The 15,015-nt window shown below is 73.1% G+C and carries 14 protein-coding genes, 1 tRNA gene and 1 riboswitch; of the genes, 10 read left to right on the top strand and 5 right to left on the bottom strand.

Translation table 11 applies throughout. The features are described 5' to 3' along the window. Window positions 1-156 precede the first annotated feature (156 nt). From rph to rdgB, 3 genes are all read left to right on the top strand, one after another. Window positions 157-888 carry a ribonuclease PH gene (rph, locus tag ACFW1I_RS11820; protein WP_030760912.1) on the top strand — a complete coding sequence of 244 codons (732 nt, stop codon included), beginning with the start codon at window positions 157-159 and terminating at the stop codon, window positions 886-888. Window positions 889-1,030: 142 nt separating this feature from the next. Next, the gene (locus tag ACFW1I_RS11815) at window positions 1,031-1,402 is read left to right on the top strand and encodes a hypothetical protein (RefSeq protein WP_384669023.1); all 372 of its coding nucleotides are present in this window, start codon (window positions 1,031-1,033) and stop codon (window positions 1,400-1,402) included. A gap of 8 nt (window positions 1,403-1,410) precedes the next feature. After that, a complete protein-coding gene (rdgB, locus tag ACFW1I_RS11810) occupies window positions 1,411-2,019 on the top strand; it encodes an RdgB/HAM1 family non-canonical purine NTP pyrophosphatase (protein ID WP_384668986.1) in 609 nt (202 codons plus the stop codon). 7 nt (window positions 2,020-2,026) lie between these two features. On the opposite strand, the gene ACFW1I_RS11805 is transcribed toward rdgB, so the two are convergent. The 3 genes from ACFW1I_RS11805 to bcp all read right to left on the bottom strand — a co-directional run bounded on the left by ACFW1I_RS11805 (window position 2,027) and on the right by bcp (window position 6,832). Continuing rightward, window positions 2,027-5,959 carry an amino acid adenylation domain-containing protein gene (locus ACFW1I_RS11805; protein WP_384668985.1) on the bottom strand — a complete coding sequence of 1,311 codons (3,933 nt, stop codon included), beginning with the start codon at window positions 5,957-5,959 and terminating at the stop codon, window positions 2,027-2,029. Between the two features lie 269 nt (window positions 5,960-6,228). Next, a tRNA-Leu gene (locus ACFW1I_RS11800) sits at window positions 6,229-6,312 on the bottom strand. A gap of 52 nt (window positions 6,313-6,364) precedes the next feature. Next, entirely contained in the window at window positions 6,365-6,832 is a 468-nt protein-coding gene (bcp, locus tag ACFW1I_RS11795; protein ID WP_319010309.1) for a thioredoxin-dependent thiol peroxidase, read from the bottom strand. 124 nt (window positions 6,833-6,956) lie between these two features. Between bcp and ACFW1I_RS11790 the strand changes: the two genes are divergently transcribed. From ACFW1I_RS11790 to ACFW1I_RS11780, 3 genes are all read left to right on the top strand, one after another. Then, window positions 6,957-7,277 (top strand): DUF3618 domain-containing protein, encoded by a 321-nt coding sequence (locus ACFW1I_RS11790; protein ID WP_384668983.1) that lies wholly within the window; start codon window positions 6,957-6,959, stop codon window positions 7,275-7,277. Between the two features lie 23 nt (window positions 7,278-7,300). After that, entirely contained in the window at window positions 7,301-7,636 is a 336-nt protein-coding gene (locus ACFW1I_RS11785; RefSeq protein ID WP_362176849.1) for a co-chaperone GroES, read from the top strand. A 95-nt stretch (window positions 7,637-7,731) separates the two neighbouring features. Then, window positions 7,732-7,805, top strand: a riboswitch (guanidine-III (ykkC-III) riboswitch). Window positions 7,806-7,837: 32 nt separating this feature from the next. Next, window positions 7,838-8,158 (top strand): DMT family transporter, encoded by a 321-nt coding sequence (locus tag ACFW1I_RS11780; RefSeq protein ID WP_384668981.1) that lies wholly within the window; start codon window positions 7,838-7,840, stop codon window positions 8,156-8,158. Here ACFW1I_RS11780 and ACFW1I_RS11775 read toward each other — a convergent pair. Beyond that, window positions 8,155-10,308 (bottom strand): transglycosylase domain-containing protein, encoded by a 2,154-nt coding sequence (locus ACFW1I_RS11775; RefSeq protein WP_384668980.1) that lies wholly within the window; start codon window positions 10,306-10,308, stop codon window positions 8,155-8,157. The genes ACFW1I_RS11780 and ACFW1I_RS11775 overlap by 4 nt on opposite strands. A 203-nt stretch (window positions 10,309-10,511) precedes the next feature. Between ACFW1I_RS11775 and ACFW1I_RS11770 the strand changes: the two genes are divergently transcribed. From ACFW1I_RS11770 to ACFW1I_RS11755, 4 genes are all read left to right on the top strand, one after another. Beyond that, on the top strand, window positions 10,512-11,315 hold the full coding sequence (locus ACFW1I_RS11770; protein ID WP_384669022.1) for an ABC transporter permease: 804 nt from the start codon (window positions 10,512-10,514) through the stop codon (window positions 11,313-11,315). Then, the gene (locus ACFW1I_RS11765) at window positions 11,308-12,189 is read left to right on the top strand and encodes an ABC transporter permease (RefSeq protein WP_384668978.1); all 882 of its coding nucleotides are present in this window, start codon (window positions 11,308-11,310) and stop codon (window positions 12,187-12,189) included. The genes ACFW1I_RS11770 and ACFW1I_RS11765 overlap by 8 nt, the downstream gene beginning before the upstream one ends. Before the next feature lie 77 nt (window positions 12,190-12,266). Then, complete coding sequence (locus tag ACFW1I_RS11760; RefSeq protein ID WP_384669021.1) at window positions 12,267-13,238, top strand: ATP-binding cassette domain-containing protein; 972 nt, start codon at window positions 12,267-12,269, stop codon at window positions 13,236-13,238. Window positions 13,239-13,274: 36 nt separating this feature from the next. Beyond that, window positions 13,275-14,543, top strand: a complete 1,269-nt coding sequence (locus tag ACFW1I_RS11755) for a DUF445 domain-containing protein (protein ID WP_384668976.1) — start codon at window positions 13,275-13,277, stop codon at window positions 14,541-14,543. 123 nt (window positions 14,544-14,666) lie between these two features. Here ACFW1I_RS11755 and ACFW1I_RS11750 read toward each other — a convergent pair whose 3' ends face one another. Then, a complete protein-coding gene (locus tag ACFW1I_RS11750; protein ID WP_384668974.1) occupies window positions 14,667-14,975 on the bottom strand; it encodes a hypothetical protein in 309 nt (102 codons plus the stop codon). Window positions 14,976-15,015: the final 40 nt, after the last annotated feature.

Genomic DNA, 15,015 nt, shown 5'->3' with positions numbered 1-15,015 from the left:
GCCCCCCGGCGCGGCCCCCGCCCGCCGCCGAGTCCGACGACTTGTGGGCCGCAGCGACCCCCCGGGTGAGGGGGGCCGGGGCCGGCGGGGCCGGGGCCCCTCGTGCGTACCCGGGGACGGGCCGGGACCCCGCGCGGATGGGGCTAGGCTCGTCCCATGTCTCGCATCGACGGCCGTACCCCCGAACAGCTCCGCCCCGTCACCATCGAACGCGGCTGGAGCAAGCACGCCGAGGGCTCCGTCCTCATCTCCTTCGGCGACACCAAGGTCTTCTGCACCGCCTCCGTCACCGAGGGCGTCCCCCGCTGGCGCAAGGGCAGCGGCGAGGGCTGGGTCACCGGCGAGTACTCCATGCTCCCCCGCTCCACCAACACCCGCGGCGACCGCGAGTCCGTCCGCGGCAAGATCGGCGGCCGCACCCACGAGATCTCCCGGCTCATCGGCCGCTCGCTCCGCGCCGTCATCGACTACAAGGCCCTCGGCGAGAACACCATCGTCCTCGACTGCGACGTCCTCCAGGCCGACGGCGGCACCCGCACCGCCGCCATCACCGGCGCCTACGTCGCCCTCGCCGACGCCGTCGCCTGGGCCCAGGGCAAGAAGCTGGTCAAGGCCGGCCGCAAGCCGCTCACCGGCACCGTCTCCGCCGTCTCCGTCGGCATCGTCGGCGGCGTCCCCCTCCTCGACCTCTGCTACGAGGAGGACGTCCGCGCCGACACCGACATGAACGTCGTCTGCACCGGCGACGGCCGCTTCGTCGAGGTCCAGGGCACCGCCGAGGCCGAGCCCTTCGACCGCGCCGAACTCAACGCCCTCCTCGACCTGGCCGCCGCCGGCTGCGCCGACCTTGCCGACCTCCAGCGCAAGGCGCTCGACGCCACCCTCTGAGCGCTTCCCCTAGGGGAAACCCCTGAGCAACTGTCCGTCCGACGGGCGCGTCCTTTACGGCAAGGGGCGCGCGGCCGTACCGTGCGCCCCGTCGAATGTACGCAGCCAGGGGAGGACCCGAACAGTGAAGCGCCGCCGCACCATGACCACCCTCGCCGTCGCCACGGCGGCCGTGGTCACGACCATGCTGACGGGCTGCGGAGCCCTCGACAAGGCGATGGACTGCGTGAAGACCGCCGACGCGATAGCCACCTCGGTCGGCAAGCTCCAGGACGCCGTCTCCAACGCCTCCAACGACGTCACGCAGATCGAGGAGTCCCTGAACTCCATCTCCACGGAGCTCGGCAACCTCAAGAACACCACCGACAACGCCGACCTCTCGAAGGCCGTCGACGACCTCACCAAGGGCGTCGAGTCGGTCCGTGACGCGGTGAAGAACGGCGACGCCACGCCCGACATCACCCCGATCACCTCCGCCGCCACCGAGATCGGCAAGGTCTGCACCCCGGGATAATCGGGGGCATGACCCGACAGCGCCTGATCCTCGCCACCCGCAACGCGGGCAAGATCACCGAACTCCACGCCATCCTCGCCGACGCGGGCCTCGACCTCGACCTCGTCGGCGCGGACGCGTACCCGGAGATCCCCGACGTCAAGGAGACCGGCGTCACCTTCGCCGAGAACGCCCTGCTCAAGGCTCACGCACTGGCCCAGGCGACGGGCGTCCCGGCGGTGGCCGACGACTCCGGCCTCTGCGTCGACGTCCTGGGCGGAGCCCCCGGCATCTTCTCCGCCCGCTGGGCCGGCGCCCACGGCGACGACAAGGCCAACCTGAACCTGCTGCTGGCCCAGCTGTCCGACATCGCCGACCCCCACCGGGGCGCCCACTTCGCCTGCGCGGCCGCCCTGGCCCTCCCCGACGGCACGGAGCGCGTGGTGGAGGGCCGCATGGAAGGCACCCTCCGCCACGCCCCGGTGGGCACCAACGGCTTCGGCTACGACCCGATCCTCCAGCCCGCCGGGTACGACGTCACCTGCGCGGAACTGACCCCGTCGCAGAAGAACGCCATCAGCCACCGCGGCAAGGCCTTCCGGGCCCTCGCCCCGGTGGTGCGGGAGCTGCTGGGCTGAGGGTCCCTCACCGTCCTTCCGCGAGCGGGTCGGCGGCCAGCAGGGCCGCCAGGTCCTCGGACCTGTCCTTGACGAAGTAGTGACCCGCTCCCGGAAGCACCGAGAGCCTCGTGCGCCGCGCGAACCGGCCCCACGCGCGGTGGCCCTCCTCGTACCCCGCGGTCGCCGGATCCGCGTCGCCGACCACGACGTGGACCGGGGTGCGGAGCTTCTCCCACCCGTCCCGGGCCTCGATCTGGAACGCCGCCCCCCGGACCATCGCACGGCGGACCAGCGACAGCACGCGCCGCAGGTCCCCCTCGTCGAGGACGCCGTCGAAACCGCCCAGGGACCGCAGATAGGCGTACAGCGCGTCGTCGCTCCACGCTTCGAGCCGGGCGAGCGAGCCGCGCGGATCGGGGTCCGGCAGGGCCGCGGCCAGGTGGACGGCGACGGGGTCGGCGCCGCGGTCCTCCAGCTCCCGCGCCGTCAGCACGGTCAGAGCGGTCCCGACGCAGTGCCCGTACAGGGCGAACGGGCCGTTCACCGTGCGGGCGATCTCCCCGGCCAGGTGCTCGGCCGCCTCCCGCAGCGCCGGACCGTCCTCGTCCGGCAGAGCCGGGTCGTACCCGGGCAGAGCGGCCGCGCGCAGCTCCACGTCCGGCGGCAGACAGGCGGCCAGCCGCTGGAAGGCGGTGGCGCTGCCACCCCCGTAGGGGACGCAGATCAGCGACAGCCGGGGCGCCGTGGACCCGGCCGGCGTCAGGGTGCGGAGCCAGCGGTCCGCCGCGGCCTCCCGGTCCGCCGTGCGCAGGTACGCGGCGAGCCGACGGGGCGTCGGGTGCTGGAAGACGTCGATCGCCGAGGCGTGATGGCCGATGTCCCGCGCGGCCCTGACCGCCTTGAACGAGTCGCCGCCCAGGTCGAAGAAGTCGTCGTCGATGCCGATGCCGTCGGCGGCCGCGTCCGCGAGCACCCCGCTCCACGCCCGCACGATCCGCCGTTCGAGCGGATCCCTCGCCGGCGCCGGGGTCCCGGAGCGCGCCGGAGCGGGGGCGGGCAGGGCGGCGCGGTCCAGCTTTCCGTGCGCGGTCAACGGGAACGCGTCGAGGACGGCGACGGACGCGGGCACCATGTAGCCCGGAAGCGAGACCCGCAGGGCCGCGCGTAACTCCCCCGGATCGGGAGCGGCTCCCGGCGCCGCGACCGCGTAGGCCCGCAGGACCGCGTCCCCGACCGCGTCGGTGCTCACCAGGGCCCGGGCGTCGGCCACCTCGGGCAGGGCCCGGAGCGCGGCCTCGACCTCGCCCAGCTCGATGCGGAAGCCGCGGACCTTGACCTGGTCGTCCGCCCGCCCCCGGTACTCGATCATCCCGTCCGGGAGCCGGCGGGCCAGATCGCCCGTCCGGTACAGCCGCGCCCCCGCGGCGCCGAACGGGTGCGGGACGAACCGCTGCTCCGTCAGCTCGGGCCGGTGCAGGTAACCGTCCGTCACCTGGGGCCCGCCCACGTAGATCTCGCCGGTGATCCCCGCCGGGACCGGCCGCATCGTCCGGTCGAGCAGGTACACCTCCATGTTCGGCAGGCCGACGCCGATGAGGCTGCCGGGCGCGTCCGCCACCAGCTTCGCCGTCAGGGGCAGGTGCGTGACGTGGACCGTGGTCTCGGTGATCCCGTACATGTTGACCAGCCGGGGCGCCTCGTCGCCGTGCCGCTCGTACCACGGGGCGAGCCGCCCGAGGTCCAGCGCCTCGCCGCCGAACACCACGTAGCGCAGCGCCAGTTCCCCGCCGAGCCCGGGCGCGTCCCGTTCCGCCCGCATGAGCTGGTAGAACGCCGACGGCGTCTGGTTGAGCACCGTCACCCCCTCGGAGGCGAGCAGCGCGAGGAACGACTCCGGCGAGCGGGCCACCCCGGAGGGGACGACCACGAGCCGTCCGCCGTGCAGCAGCGCCCCCCAGATCTCCCAGACCGAGAAGTCGAACGCGTAGGAGTGGAACAGGGTCCACACGTCCTGCGGGCCGAAGTCGAAGACGGTCCGGGCCGAGGAGAACAGGCTCAGCACGTTCCGGTGTGCCACCACCACGCCCTTGGGCCTGCCCGTGGACCCGGACGTGTAGATCACATAGGCCGGGTGCGCGCCCGTGAGGGGGACCGTCCGCTCGGAGTCCCGGACGTCGTGCGAGGCGTACGAGGCCAGCTCCGCGCGCGTGCCGGGATCGTCGAGCAGGACGCGCGGGCGTCCGTCGTCGGGCAGACGCGCCGCCACCGCGCGGGTGGTGACGAGGAGCTCCGGCCGGGCGTCCCCGAGGATGTGGGTGATGCGGTCCGGCGGATAGTCGGGATCGACCGGGACGTAGGCCGCGCCCGACTTCAGGACCGCGAGCAGCGCCACGACGAGATCGTGCGAACGGGGCAGGGCGAGCGCCACGTGGCGGTCCGGGCCCGCGCCGGCCCGTATCAGCCGGCGCGCGAGCCGGTTGGCCCGGGCGTTCAGCTCCCCGTAAGCGAGCGCCTCCCCCTCGCACGTCACCGCGGTGCGCTCCGGGAACCGGCGGGCCCGCGCCTCGAACGCCTCGGGCAGCACACCCGTGCCCGGCTCGGCGGTGCCTCCGGAACGGGCCCAGCCCAGCAACTGCTCGCGCTCCGCCGCGTCCAGGACGTCGACGTCCTCCAGCACCCGCCCGGCGTCGGCCACGAGCGCGTCGAGGACGCCCAGGAAGCGCCTGAGGTGCCCCGCCAGTTCGGCGGGCGTGTACCGGTCGGGGTTGCCGTTCAGCACCAGGCGCAGGCTGCCCTCGCGGGGGAGCACGGCGAGCGTGAGGTCCTCCACCGGACCGGTCGCCAGCATGTGCGACAGGCCGGTGGCCTCGCCGAACGCCAGGTCGTCGTTGAAGGCCATCACGTTGACCTGCGGCCCGCACAGCGCGCCGTCGCGCTGGAGGCCGAGGTCCCGGCGGATGTCCTCGTAGCGGTACCGCTGGTGCTTGAGGGCGAGCCGCGTCCGCGTGACGACGTGCCGGACCAGCTCGGACAGCGCCATGCCGGAGGAGACGCTCAGCCGCAGCGGCACGACGTTGGACACCATGCCGGGCGTGCGCTGCCCGGCCGGTGTCCTCCGCGCCGTCACCGGCAGGCCCAGGACGATGTCGTCGGCGCCCGTGAGGCGGTGGGTGTACGCCGCGAGCGCGGCGATGAGCAGGCTGCTCCAGTGCGTCCGCAGGGAGCGTGCCGCGCCGCGCAGCCGGTCGAAGTCCGCCGGCGGGAGGTGGTGGGTGTCGTGGAGGGACCCGTCGGCCACGGCCGCGGTCCGCTCGGAGAGCGACGCCACCCGCTCGACGCCCGACATCGTCGTCCGCCAGAACTCCCGGTCGGTCTCCGCCGCCGGCGAGGCCCGGTAGGCGGCGTCGTCCCGCACGAGGTCCCGCAGCCCCTCGAAGACGGGCGGAGCGGGCTCCCGGCCGGCGACGAGATCCCCGTAGAGGCCGGCGACCCGGGTGGTGATCAGCGTGTGGGAGTAGCCGTCCATCACCAGGTGGTGGAACTTCTGGTACCACAGGTGCCTGTCCCCGCCGAGCAGCAGCAGCGCCTGGGTGAACAGCGGGCCCTCGGCCATGTCGACCGGCGTCGCCATCTCCTCGCGCATCCACTGCTCGGCGGCGGCCCGCGGGTCGCCCTCCGCGCTCAGGTCCAGGACCGCGACCGGGACGTCCTCGGGCACCCCGACCACCTGCCACGGTCCCGTGCCGTCCTCGCCGCACGAGACGTGCAGGCACTGCGCCTCGGCCAGCGCGCTCCGCACCGCGCGGCACAGCGCGTCGACGTCGAGGGGGCCGTGGATCTCGGTGTACTCGGCCGTGATGTAGGTCGGGTTGGTCGGGGCGAGTCTCTGGGCGAACCAGATTCCGTACTGTCCGGCGGTCAGGGGCAGCCGCATCGAATGCGGGGCGTGCTCGGGCATGCCGTCTTCTCTCGTTCCCTCTGGTCCCGCGTCGCCGGTGGATCGCCTACGGCACATGGGGAGTCAGACGGCGAGACCGTGCTGAAACGGCCGCGGAACACCCCCCGCTCGCGGCCGGTAACGGTACGCGTCACGCTAGTCACGCCCCCGGCGCGCGACTAGATGCAGAATGCACGCGTCTCGGTGAAGAAAGAGGACCGGGCCGGTTCGCCGACACGTCGGCGGGGGCACGCGAAAGGGCCGCCCGGCAGGGACGGCCCTTCTCCGTGTGCGGCCGGGGGGACTCGAACCCCCACGGGTGTTACCCCACTGGGACCTAAACCCAGCGTGACTGCCAATTCCACCACGGCCGCTCGCGCGCCCGGCCATGCTACTGGCCGGGCGCCGCGCCCAGAAGGCGGTGGGTCAGATGCCCAGGTCGCGGATGATCTTGGCGACGTGACCGGTGGCCTTGACGTTGTAGAAGGCGTGCTCCACCTTGCCGTCCTCGTCGACCACGACCGTCGAGCGGATGACGCCCGTGACGACCTTCCCGTAGAGCTTCTTCTCGCCGAAGGCGCCGTACGCCTCCAGGACCTCCTTCGAGGGGTCGCCGACCAGCGTGACCTTCAGGTTCTCCTTCTCGCGGAACTTCGCGAGCTTCTCCGGCTTGTCGGGCGAGACGCCGATGACGTCGTAGCCGGCCGCGGCCAGCACGTCGAGGTTGTCGGTGAAGTCGCACGCCTGCTTGGTGCAGCCGGGGGTGAGGGCGGCCGGGTAGAAGTAGACGATGACCTTGCGGCCCTTGTGGTCCGCGAGGGAGACCTCGTTGCCGTCCGCGTCGGGCAGGGTGAAGGCGGGGGCGGTGTCGCCCGGCTGCAGTCGCTCGCTCATGGCTCGCTCTCCTCGGGGATGTGCGCGTACGCGATGAGCCTAATGGGGGTCGGGGACAGCCTCCCGGCGGCGGAACTGACAGACTGGCCGTCAACGACCGGAACACGACTACGGAGGCAGCGCGGTGTCGGACGCCAGGACCCCTGCGCAGATCGAGGCGGACATCGTCCGCCGGCGCGACCAGCTCGCCGTCACGCTCGACGAGATCGGCATTCGGATGCACCCGAAGACGATCATCGGAGACGCCAGGGCCAGGGTCGCCTCGACCGTCGACGAGACGGCCGGACGGGCGTTCGTCGCCGTGAACCGCGTCGTCTCGGACGTGAAGGCACGTTTCACCCACGAGGACGGCGCCCCGCGCCTGGAGCGCGTGGTCCCGGCCGCCCTGGTGGCCGTCGCGGTCGTCGGGCTGCTGGTGTCCTCCTCCCGGCGGCGCAAGGGCTGAGCGCGGCCGGTAGGTTCGTCCCCGTGAGCGAGAACACCCACGACAAGCTGCCCATCCGGATGCTCCACGACCGGGTCCTGGTCCGCACCGACTCCCCGGAGGGGGAGCGGCGCTCCGGGGGCGGGATCCTGATCCCGGCGACCGCCGCGGTCGGCCGTCGCCTGGCCTGGGCCGAGGTGGTCGCGGTCGGGCAGAACGTCCGGACCGTCGAGATCGGTGACCGGGTGCTGTACGACCCCGAGGACCGCGCCGAGGTCGAGGTGCGGGGCATCGCCTACGTGCTGATGCGGGAGCGGGATCTGCACGCGGTGGCGGCGGACCGCTTCCAGTCCTCGGACTCGACCGGGCTGTACCTGTAGGACGAGTACGGGCTGTACCTGTAGGACGAGTACGCGCTGTACCTGGAGGACGTGGATCGGCCGAAGGCCCTGGTGACCGGTGTCACCAGGGCCTTTGCCCGTTCTTTGCTAGGCTGGAACCACCCCGACGAGACGCGCCGTACCGGGTCACGCGAAAAGACGACGCACTCCTGTTGTCCGTCTCGCGGAGGTGTCGTCGTCATGGCCTGGGTCCTTCTGATCGTCGCGGGTCTGCTGGAAGTCGGCTGGTCGATCGGGATGAAGTACACCGAGGGCTTCACCCGGCTCTGGCCCAGCGTCCTCACCGCGGCCGGGATCGTCGCCTCGATGGTGCTGCTGTCGCAGGCCGCCAAGACCCTCCCCATCGGTACCGCCTACGGCGTCTGGGTCGGCATCGGCGCGGCCGGCGCGGCGGTGCTCGGCATGGTGGTGCTCGGCGAGCCGGCGACCGCCGCTCGGATCTTCTTCGTCTGTCTCCTGCTCGTCGCCGTCGTGGGCCTGAAGGCGACCTCGGGGCACTAACGGGCCTGTCTGCGGGGCTTCGCCGGTCCCGGGCCCGCCTCGCCGACCTCGTACCAGTCGCCGTCCTCCTCCTCGGGGCCGTCCGGGACCGGCGGTACCTCGGGGAGTTCCGCGCCCGGCATCAGGCGCAGGTCGAAGTCGCGTACGGGGGCGTCGGCGAGGGCCTCGCGGGTGAAGCGGGCCCAGATCTCGGCCGGGGGGCCGCCGCCGTTGACCCGGGGGAGTCCGAGGGCGCCGTAGAGGGGCTCGTGGGCGCCGCTCTCGGGGTCCTGGCCCATCAGCGCGACGACGGTGGCGAGTTCGGGGGTGTAGCCGGCGAACCAGGCCGCCTTGTCGTCCTCGGCCGTGCCGGTCTTGCCGGCCGCCGGTCGTCCGGCGGCGAGCGCCGCCGTGCCCGTCCCCGCCTCGACGACGCTCCGCAGCACGGCGGTGGTGGTGTCGGCGGCCTCCCGTCCGACGGCCTGCCGGGGCTCGGCGGAGGGCAGCGCCAGGGGCTCGCCGTCGCGGCTGACCGCGGCGACCAGGGTGTGGTCGCCGCGCCGGCCGTGCGCGGCGAGCGTCGCGTACGCCTGCGCCATGTCGAGCACGCTGGCGGTGGCCGGGCCGAGGGCGATGGAGGGGGAGGCGGTGAGGTCGGGGGTGGTGGTCGGCAGGCCGAGGGCGACGGCGGTGCGGCGGACGTGCGCCGGGCCGACGTCGACGGCCATCTGGGCGTACACGGCGTTCACGGAGAGGTCGGTGGCGACGCCGACGGGGATCTCGCCGTAGCTCTCGCCGTCCTCGTTGGCGGGGTCGTAGGGGGCGCCGGGCCAGCCCTCGACGGGGCGGCGGTCGGTGCCGTCGTACAGCGTGTACGGGGTGATCGGCTCGCCGTACTGTGTCTGCGCGCCGCTCTGCACGGCGGCGGTGAAGACGAAGGGCTTGAAGGTGGAGCCCACCTGGTAGTCGCGGCGGGTGGCGTTGTTGACGTACTGCTCGGTGTAGTCGACGCCGCCGTAGAGGGCGACGACGCGGCCGGTGGCCGGTTCGACGGCGGCGGCGCCGGCGCGGACGTACCGGTCGGCGGGGTGGGCGGCCGGGTCGAGGCGGTGGGTGACGCGCTCCTCGACGGCGCGGACGAGGGCGGCCTGCCGGTCGGGGTCGAGGGTGGTGACGATCCGGAAGCCGCCGCCGGCGAGGGTCTTCTCGTCGACGATCCCGCGGCCGGTCAGGTACTCCTCGACGGCCTGCACGAGGTAGCCGCGCTGGCCGGAGAGGCCGGTGGCGGGGCGGGCGGTCTGCGGGTCGGGGAAGCGGAGGGCGGCGCGCTCGCCGGGGGTGAGCCAGCCCTCCTTGACCATGCCGTCGAGGACGTAGGCCCAGCGGGCGAGGACGGCCGGGCGGTTCTCGGGGCGGGTGGTGACGTCGTAGGCGCTGGGGGCCTTGAGGAGGGCGGCGAGATAGGCGCCCTCGGCGGCGCCGAGGCGTTCGACGTCCTTGCCGTAGTAGGCGTGGGCGGCGGCCTGGACGCCGTAGGCGTTGCGGCCGAAGTAGCTGGTGTTGAGGTAGCCCTGGAGGATCTCGTCCTTGGTCTTCTCGCGCTCCAGCTTGATCGCGATGAAGAACTCCTTGGCCTTGCGGGTGAGGGTCTGCTCCTGGCCCAGGTAGTAGTTCTTCACGTACTGCTGGGTGATGGTGGAGCCGGACTGGCGGCCCTTGCCGTTGAGGGTGTTCCAGGCGGCGCGGACCATCGCCTTGGGGTCGACGGCGCGTGAGGTGTGGAAGTCGCGGTCCTCGGCGGCGAGGACGGCCTGCCGGACGGGGAGCGGGATCCGGTCGAGGCGGACGTTCTCGCGGTTGACCTCGCCGTCGCGGGCCAGGACGGTGCCGTCGCGGTACAGGTAGAGGTTGGACTGGGCGACGGCGGCGGCGTTGGCGGCGGGGATGTCCACGAGCAGGTAGCCGGCCACGAACGCGCCGCCGAGGAGCACCGCGCCGAGCAGGACCAGCCCGGCGGCGGCGCGCAGCAGGCGGCGGGGGAGGGAGGCCCGGGGCCGGGCGCCGGCGCGGGGTGCGGCGAGGGTCGGGTCCCTCGGTTCCCAGCCCGGATCCGCGCCGCCCGGCTCGGGGGGCGGTGGGGCGGGGGAGGAGGAACGCAAGGAAGGGGACATGGCATCACATAGTGCACACAAAGCGGTCGAAACGCCCGAAGGCGAGGGGTGAGCGGCGGCAGATCCGTCGGGAAAACCGCTCGCGGTGGTGTGTCCGGGACCACTAGGGTCGTGCGCTTCGTCCTGCTTTCCGGCATGCCCCCCCGCGTCCTGGGCATGCCGTCTTCCGCATGCCTTCCGACCCCCTGAAGGGAAGCTCCATGCTGCGGCTGTACGCGACCGTGGCCGCGGGCGGCTTCCGGCGGCACGCCACCTACCGGGTGGCCACGCTGGCGGGCCTGTTCACCAACACGGTCTTCGGTTTCGTCTTCTCGTACACCTACATCGCGCTGTGGGCCGAACGCCCCCAGCTCGGTGGCTACTCCATGTCCGACGCCCTCGCCTACGTCTGGATCGGCCAGGCCCTCATCACCGTCTGCGGCCTCATGGGCGGCGGCTTCGAGGACGAGCTGATCGAACGGATCAGGACCGGCGACATCGCCGTCGACCTCTACCGCCCCGCCGACCTGCAGGGCTGGTGGTGCGCGGCGAACGCCGGCCGCTCCGCATACCAGCTGCTCGGCCGCGGCGCCGTCCCGCTGCTGATCGGCGCGGCCGCCTTCGGGTTCACCCTTCCGGACGGTCCCGCCGGCTGGGCCGCGTTCCTGCTCGCGGTGGCCCTCGGCTCGTTCGTCTCCTTCGCGCTCTGGTACCTGGTGGCGATGAGCGCCTTCTGGCTCCTCGACGGCCAGGGCGTGGTCCAGATCGCTTGGCTGACCGGCCTCTTCTTCTCCGGGATGCTCCTCCCGCTGACCGTCTTCCCCGGCGCCCTCGGCGAGGTCGCCCGGGCACTGCCCTGGGCCGCCCTGCTCCAGGTCCCGGCCGACGTCTACCTCGGCCGGTACGGGGACGGCGCCGGCCTCCTGCGCGCCTACGGCTTCCAGCTCGGCTGGCTCGCGCTGCTGCTGGCGGCGGGCCGGGCGGCCCAGGCGGCGGCGACCCGCAAGGTGGTGGTGCAGGGTGGCTGAGCAGCTCCTGAGCGAGGGCACGACGACCGGGCGGCTCCGTACCGGGGACCCGTACCGCTCCGGCCCGGGTGACGCCCTGCGGACGTACCGGATGGTCGCCGCCATGTGGATCCGCTCCACGATGGCGTACCGGACCTCCTTCGCCCTGACCCTCGTCACCTCCTTCTGCGTCACCTTCTTCGACTTCGTCGTCATCCTGCTGATGTTCGGCCAGGTCCAGGGGCTCGGCGGCTTCTCCTTCGCCGAGGTCGCCTTCCTGTACGGCACCACCGGCACCGCCTTCGGGATCGCCGACCTGACCATGGGCTCGCTCCAGCGGATGGGGCGGCGGATCCGGGACGGCTCGCTCGACGTGTTCCTGCTGCGTCCGGCGCCGCTGCTCGCGCAGGTCGCCGCGGACAAGTTCGCGCTGCGCCGGCTCGGCCGGGTGCTCCAGGGACTGATGGTGCTGGTGTGGAGCCTGGTGCTGCTGCGCGACGAGGTGGCGTGGACCTGGGGGAAGGCCCTGATGGTGCCCGGGATGGTGGCGTGCGGCGCCGTCATCTTCATGGCGGTGATGGTGCTGGGCGCGTCGGCGCTCTTCTGGCTCCAGGACGCCGCCGAGGTCACCAACTCGTTCACGTACGGCGGCAACACGCTGCTCCAGTACCCGCCGACGGTCTTCGCGCAGGACCTGGTGAAGGGCGTGGTGTACGTCGTCCCGCTGGCCTTCGTGAACTGGCTCCCCGCCCTGTACGTGCTCGGCCGCCCCGCCCCGGCCGGGCTGCCGTCCTGGGCGGCCTTCGCCGCCCCGCCCGTCGCCCTGGTCTGCTGCGGGCTCGCGGGCCTGGCGTGGCGGGCGGGCGTCCGTTCCTACCGATCGACAGGAAGCTGAGGCCCCACGTGCCCCTCGAAACGTCCCCCGATACGCCCCCCGATACGCCCCTCGAAACGCCCCCCGGAACGCCCCTCATCGCACTGGACAGCCTGGAGAAGACCTTCACCGTCCGCCGCAGGTCAGGCGTCCTCCGCCGGGAGAAGCGGGAGGTCCGGGCCGTCGACGGCATCTCGTTCACCGTGGACCGCGGCGAGATGGTCGGCTACATCGGCCCGAACGGCGCCGGCAAGTCCACCACCATCAAGATGCTCACCGGCATCCTCACCCCCAGCGGCGGCCGCCTCCGCGTCGCCGGCATCGACCCCGCCCGCGAGCGCACCCGCCTCGCCCGCCGGATCGGCGTGGTCTTCGGCCAGCGCACCACCCTCTGGTGGGACCTGCCGCTGCGCGACTCGTACCGCCTGGTCCACCGCATGTACCGGATCCCGGACGACCGCTACCGGGAGAACCTCGCCCGCTGCGTCGACCTGCTCGACCTCGGCGACCTCCTCGACGTCCCCGTACGCCAGCTCTCCCTCGGCCAGCGGATGCGCGGCGACATCGCCGCCGCGCTCCTCCACGACCCGGAGGTGCTGTACCTGGACGAGCCGACGATCGGCCTCGACGTCGTCTCGAAGTCCCGGGTCCGCGCCTTCCTCCGCGAACTGAACGCCGAACGCGGCACCACCGTCCTCCTCACCACCCACGACCTCACCGACATCGAACAGCTCTGCTCACGGGTGATGGTCATCGACCACGGGCGGCTGATGTACGACGGCGACCTCGCCGGCCTGCACGAGGCCGGCGACGGCGAGCGGATGCTCGTGGTCGACCTGGCGCGGGAGCTCCCGCCGATCGAGGACGTCCCCGGCGCCCGCTTCGTCCGGGCCGACGGGCCCCGCCAGTACCTCGCCTTCCCGGCCTCCGCGTCGGCCGCCCCGCTGGTGGCCGCGGTGGCGGAGGCGTACCCGCTCGTGGACCTCTCGGTGCGGGAACCGGACATCGAGTCCGTGATCGCGAAGATGTACGGGGGAACTCGTGAGGACCGCCGGGAGTCCCTGAAGTAGGCCCCTGATGGAGGCGGGCAGGGAGGTCGGGCTGGCATGGTGAGTTTCTCGTACACGGCTGCGGACGAGGAGAAGAGCAGAGGCGTCCGCAGGATGAAGGCCCTGGCGACGGGTCTCCTCGCCCTGGTCGCGGTGGTGTACGCCCTCGCGACCTGGGCGGAGAACAGCGGCGCGGGCGCCTGGGCCGGATACGTCGCCGCGGCGGCCGAGGCCGGCATGGTCGGCGCGCTGGCGGACTGGTTCGCCGTGACGGCCCTCTTCCGGCACCCGCTCGGCCTCCCCATCCCGCACACCGCGATCATCCCCACCAAGAAGGACCAGCTGGGCGCCTCGCTCGGCTCCTTCGTCGGCGAGAACTTCCTCTCCGCCGACGTCGTACGGGGCCGGCTGCGCACCCTCGGCGTGGCGCGCCGCCTGGGCGGCTGGCTGGCTGAACCGGCACACGCCGACCGGGTGACCTCGGAGGCCGCGACGGCCCTGCGGGGCGCGCTGACGGTGCTGCGCGACGCGGACGTGCAGGCGGTCGTCGGCGAGGCGATCACCCGCCGCGCCGACCAGGCCGAGGTCGCCCCCGGCCTGGGCAAGACCCTGGACCGCATGGTCACGGACGGCGCGCACCACCGGGCGGTCGACCTCGTCTGCGCCCGCGCCCACGACTGGCTCGTCACCCACGGCGACTCCGTGATGGACGCGGTCCAGGGCGGCGCCCCCGGCTGGACCCCCCGCTTCGTCGACCGCAAGGTCGGCGAGCGGGTCTACAAGGAGCTGCTCCGCTTCGTGACGGAGATGCGCGACATGCCCGCGCACCCGGCGCGCGGAGCCATCGACCGCTTCCTCACGGACTACGCGGCGGACCTCCAGTCCGACACGGAGACCCGCGCCCGCGTCGAACGCCTCAAGTCCGACCTGCTGACCCGCCCCGAGGTCCAGGACGTCATCGCCTCCGCCTGGGCCTCCGTCCGCGCCCTCATCCTCGCGGCGGCCGAGGACGACCGCAGCCAGCTCCGCCTCCGCGCCCGCGCCTCCCTGATCTCCCTCGGCAAGCGCCTGGCCTCCGACCCCCACCTCCAGCAGAAGGTCGACGGCTGGCTCGAACAGGCCGCCACCCACCTGGTCACCACCTACCGCCCCGAGATCACCTCCCTGATCACGGACACGGTGGCCGGCTGGGACGCCGACCAGACCTCGAAGAAGATCGAGGCCAACATCGGCCGCGACCTCCAGTTCATCCGCATCAACGGCACGGTCGTGGGCGCCCTGGCCGGCCTGGCGATCCACACGATCAGCCGGGCGGTGGGCGGCTGACGGCCGTCTCAGACAGGCTCAGCCCTGCCCGCGCGTGACGGCGGCGGCGCTGACTCAGCCCCGCCCGCGGGTGACGACGGCGGCGCTGACTCAGCCCTGCCCGCGGGTGACGACGGCGGCTGCTCAGCCCTGCCCGCGGGTGACGGCCCAGGACGCGGCGGCCATCCCCCCGGCGACGGAGAACACGGCGGGCCAGGCCCCGACCTTCTTGGCCAGCGGATGCGACCCGGCGAACGCGGCCACGTAAGCGGCGGACAACCCGACAGCCGCCTTGCCCCCACCCACCCGCTGCCACTCCCGAGCCGCCACCCCACCGGCCACAGCCAGCACCACCCCACCCAACGGCCGCTTCTTGGTCCACCGCGCCACGGCGTAACCGCCCACGAGACCGGCGGCGGCGATGGCGGGGGAGAGGGGGCGGGGGCTGGGCATGGTGTCACCTCGTGTTCGAATCGACATCTCTGACGGCAGC

The organism is Streptomyces sp. NPDC058955 (assembly GCF_042741435.1).
GTDB lineage: Bacteria > Actinomycetota > Actinomycetes > Streptomycetales > Streptomycetaceae > Streptomyces.
This window is presented reverse-complemented; position numbering and strand designations above follow the sequence as displayed.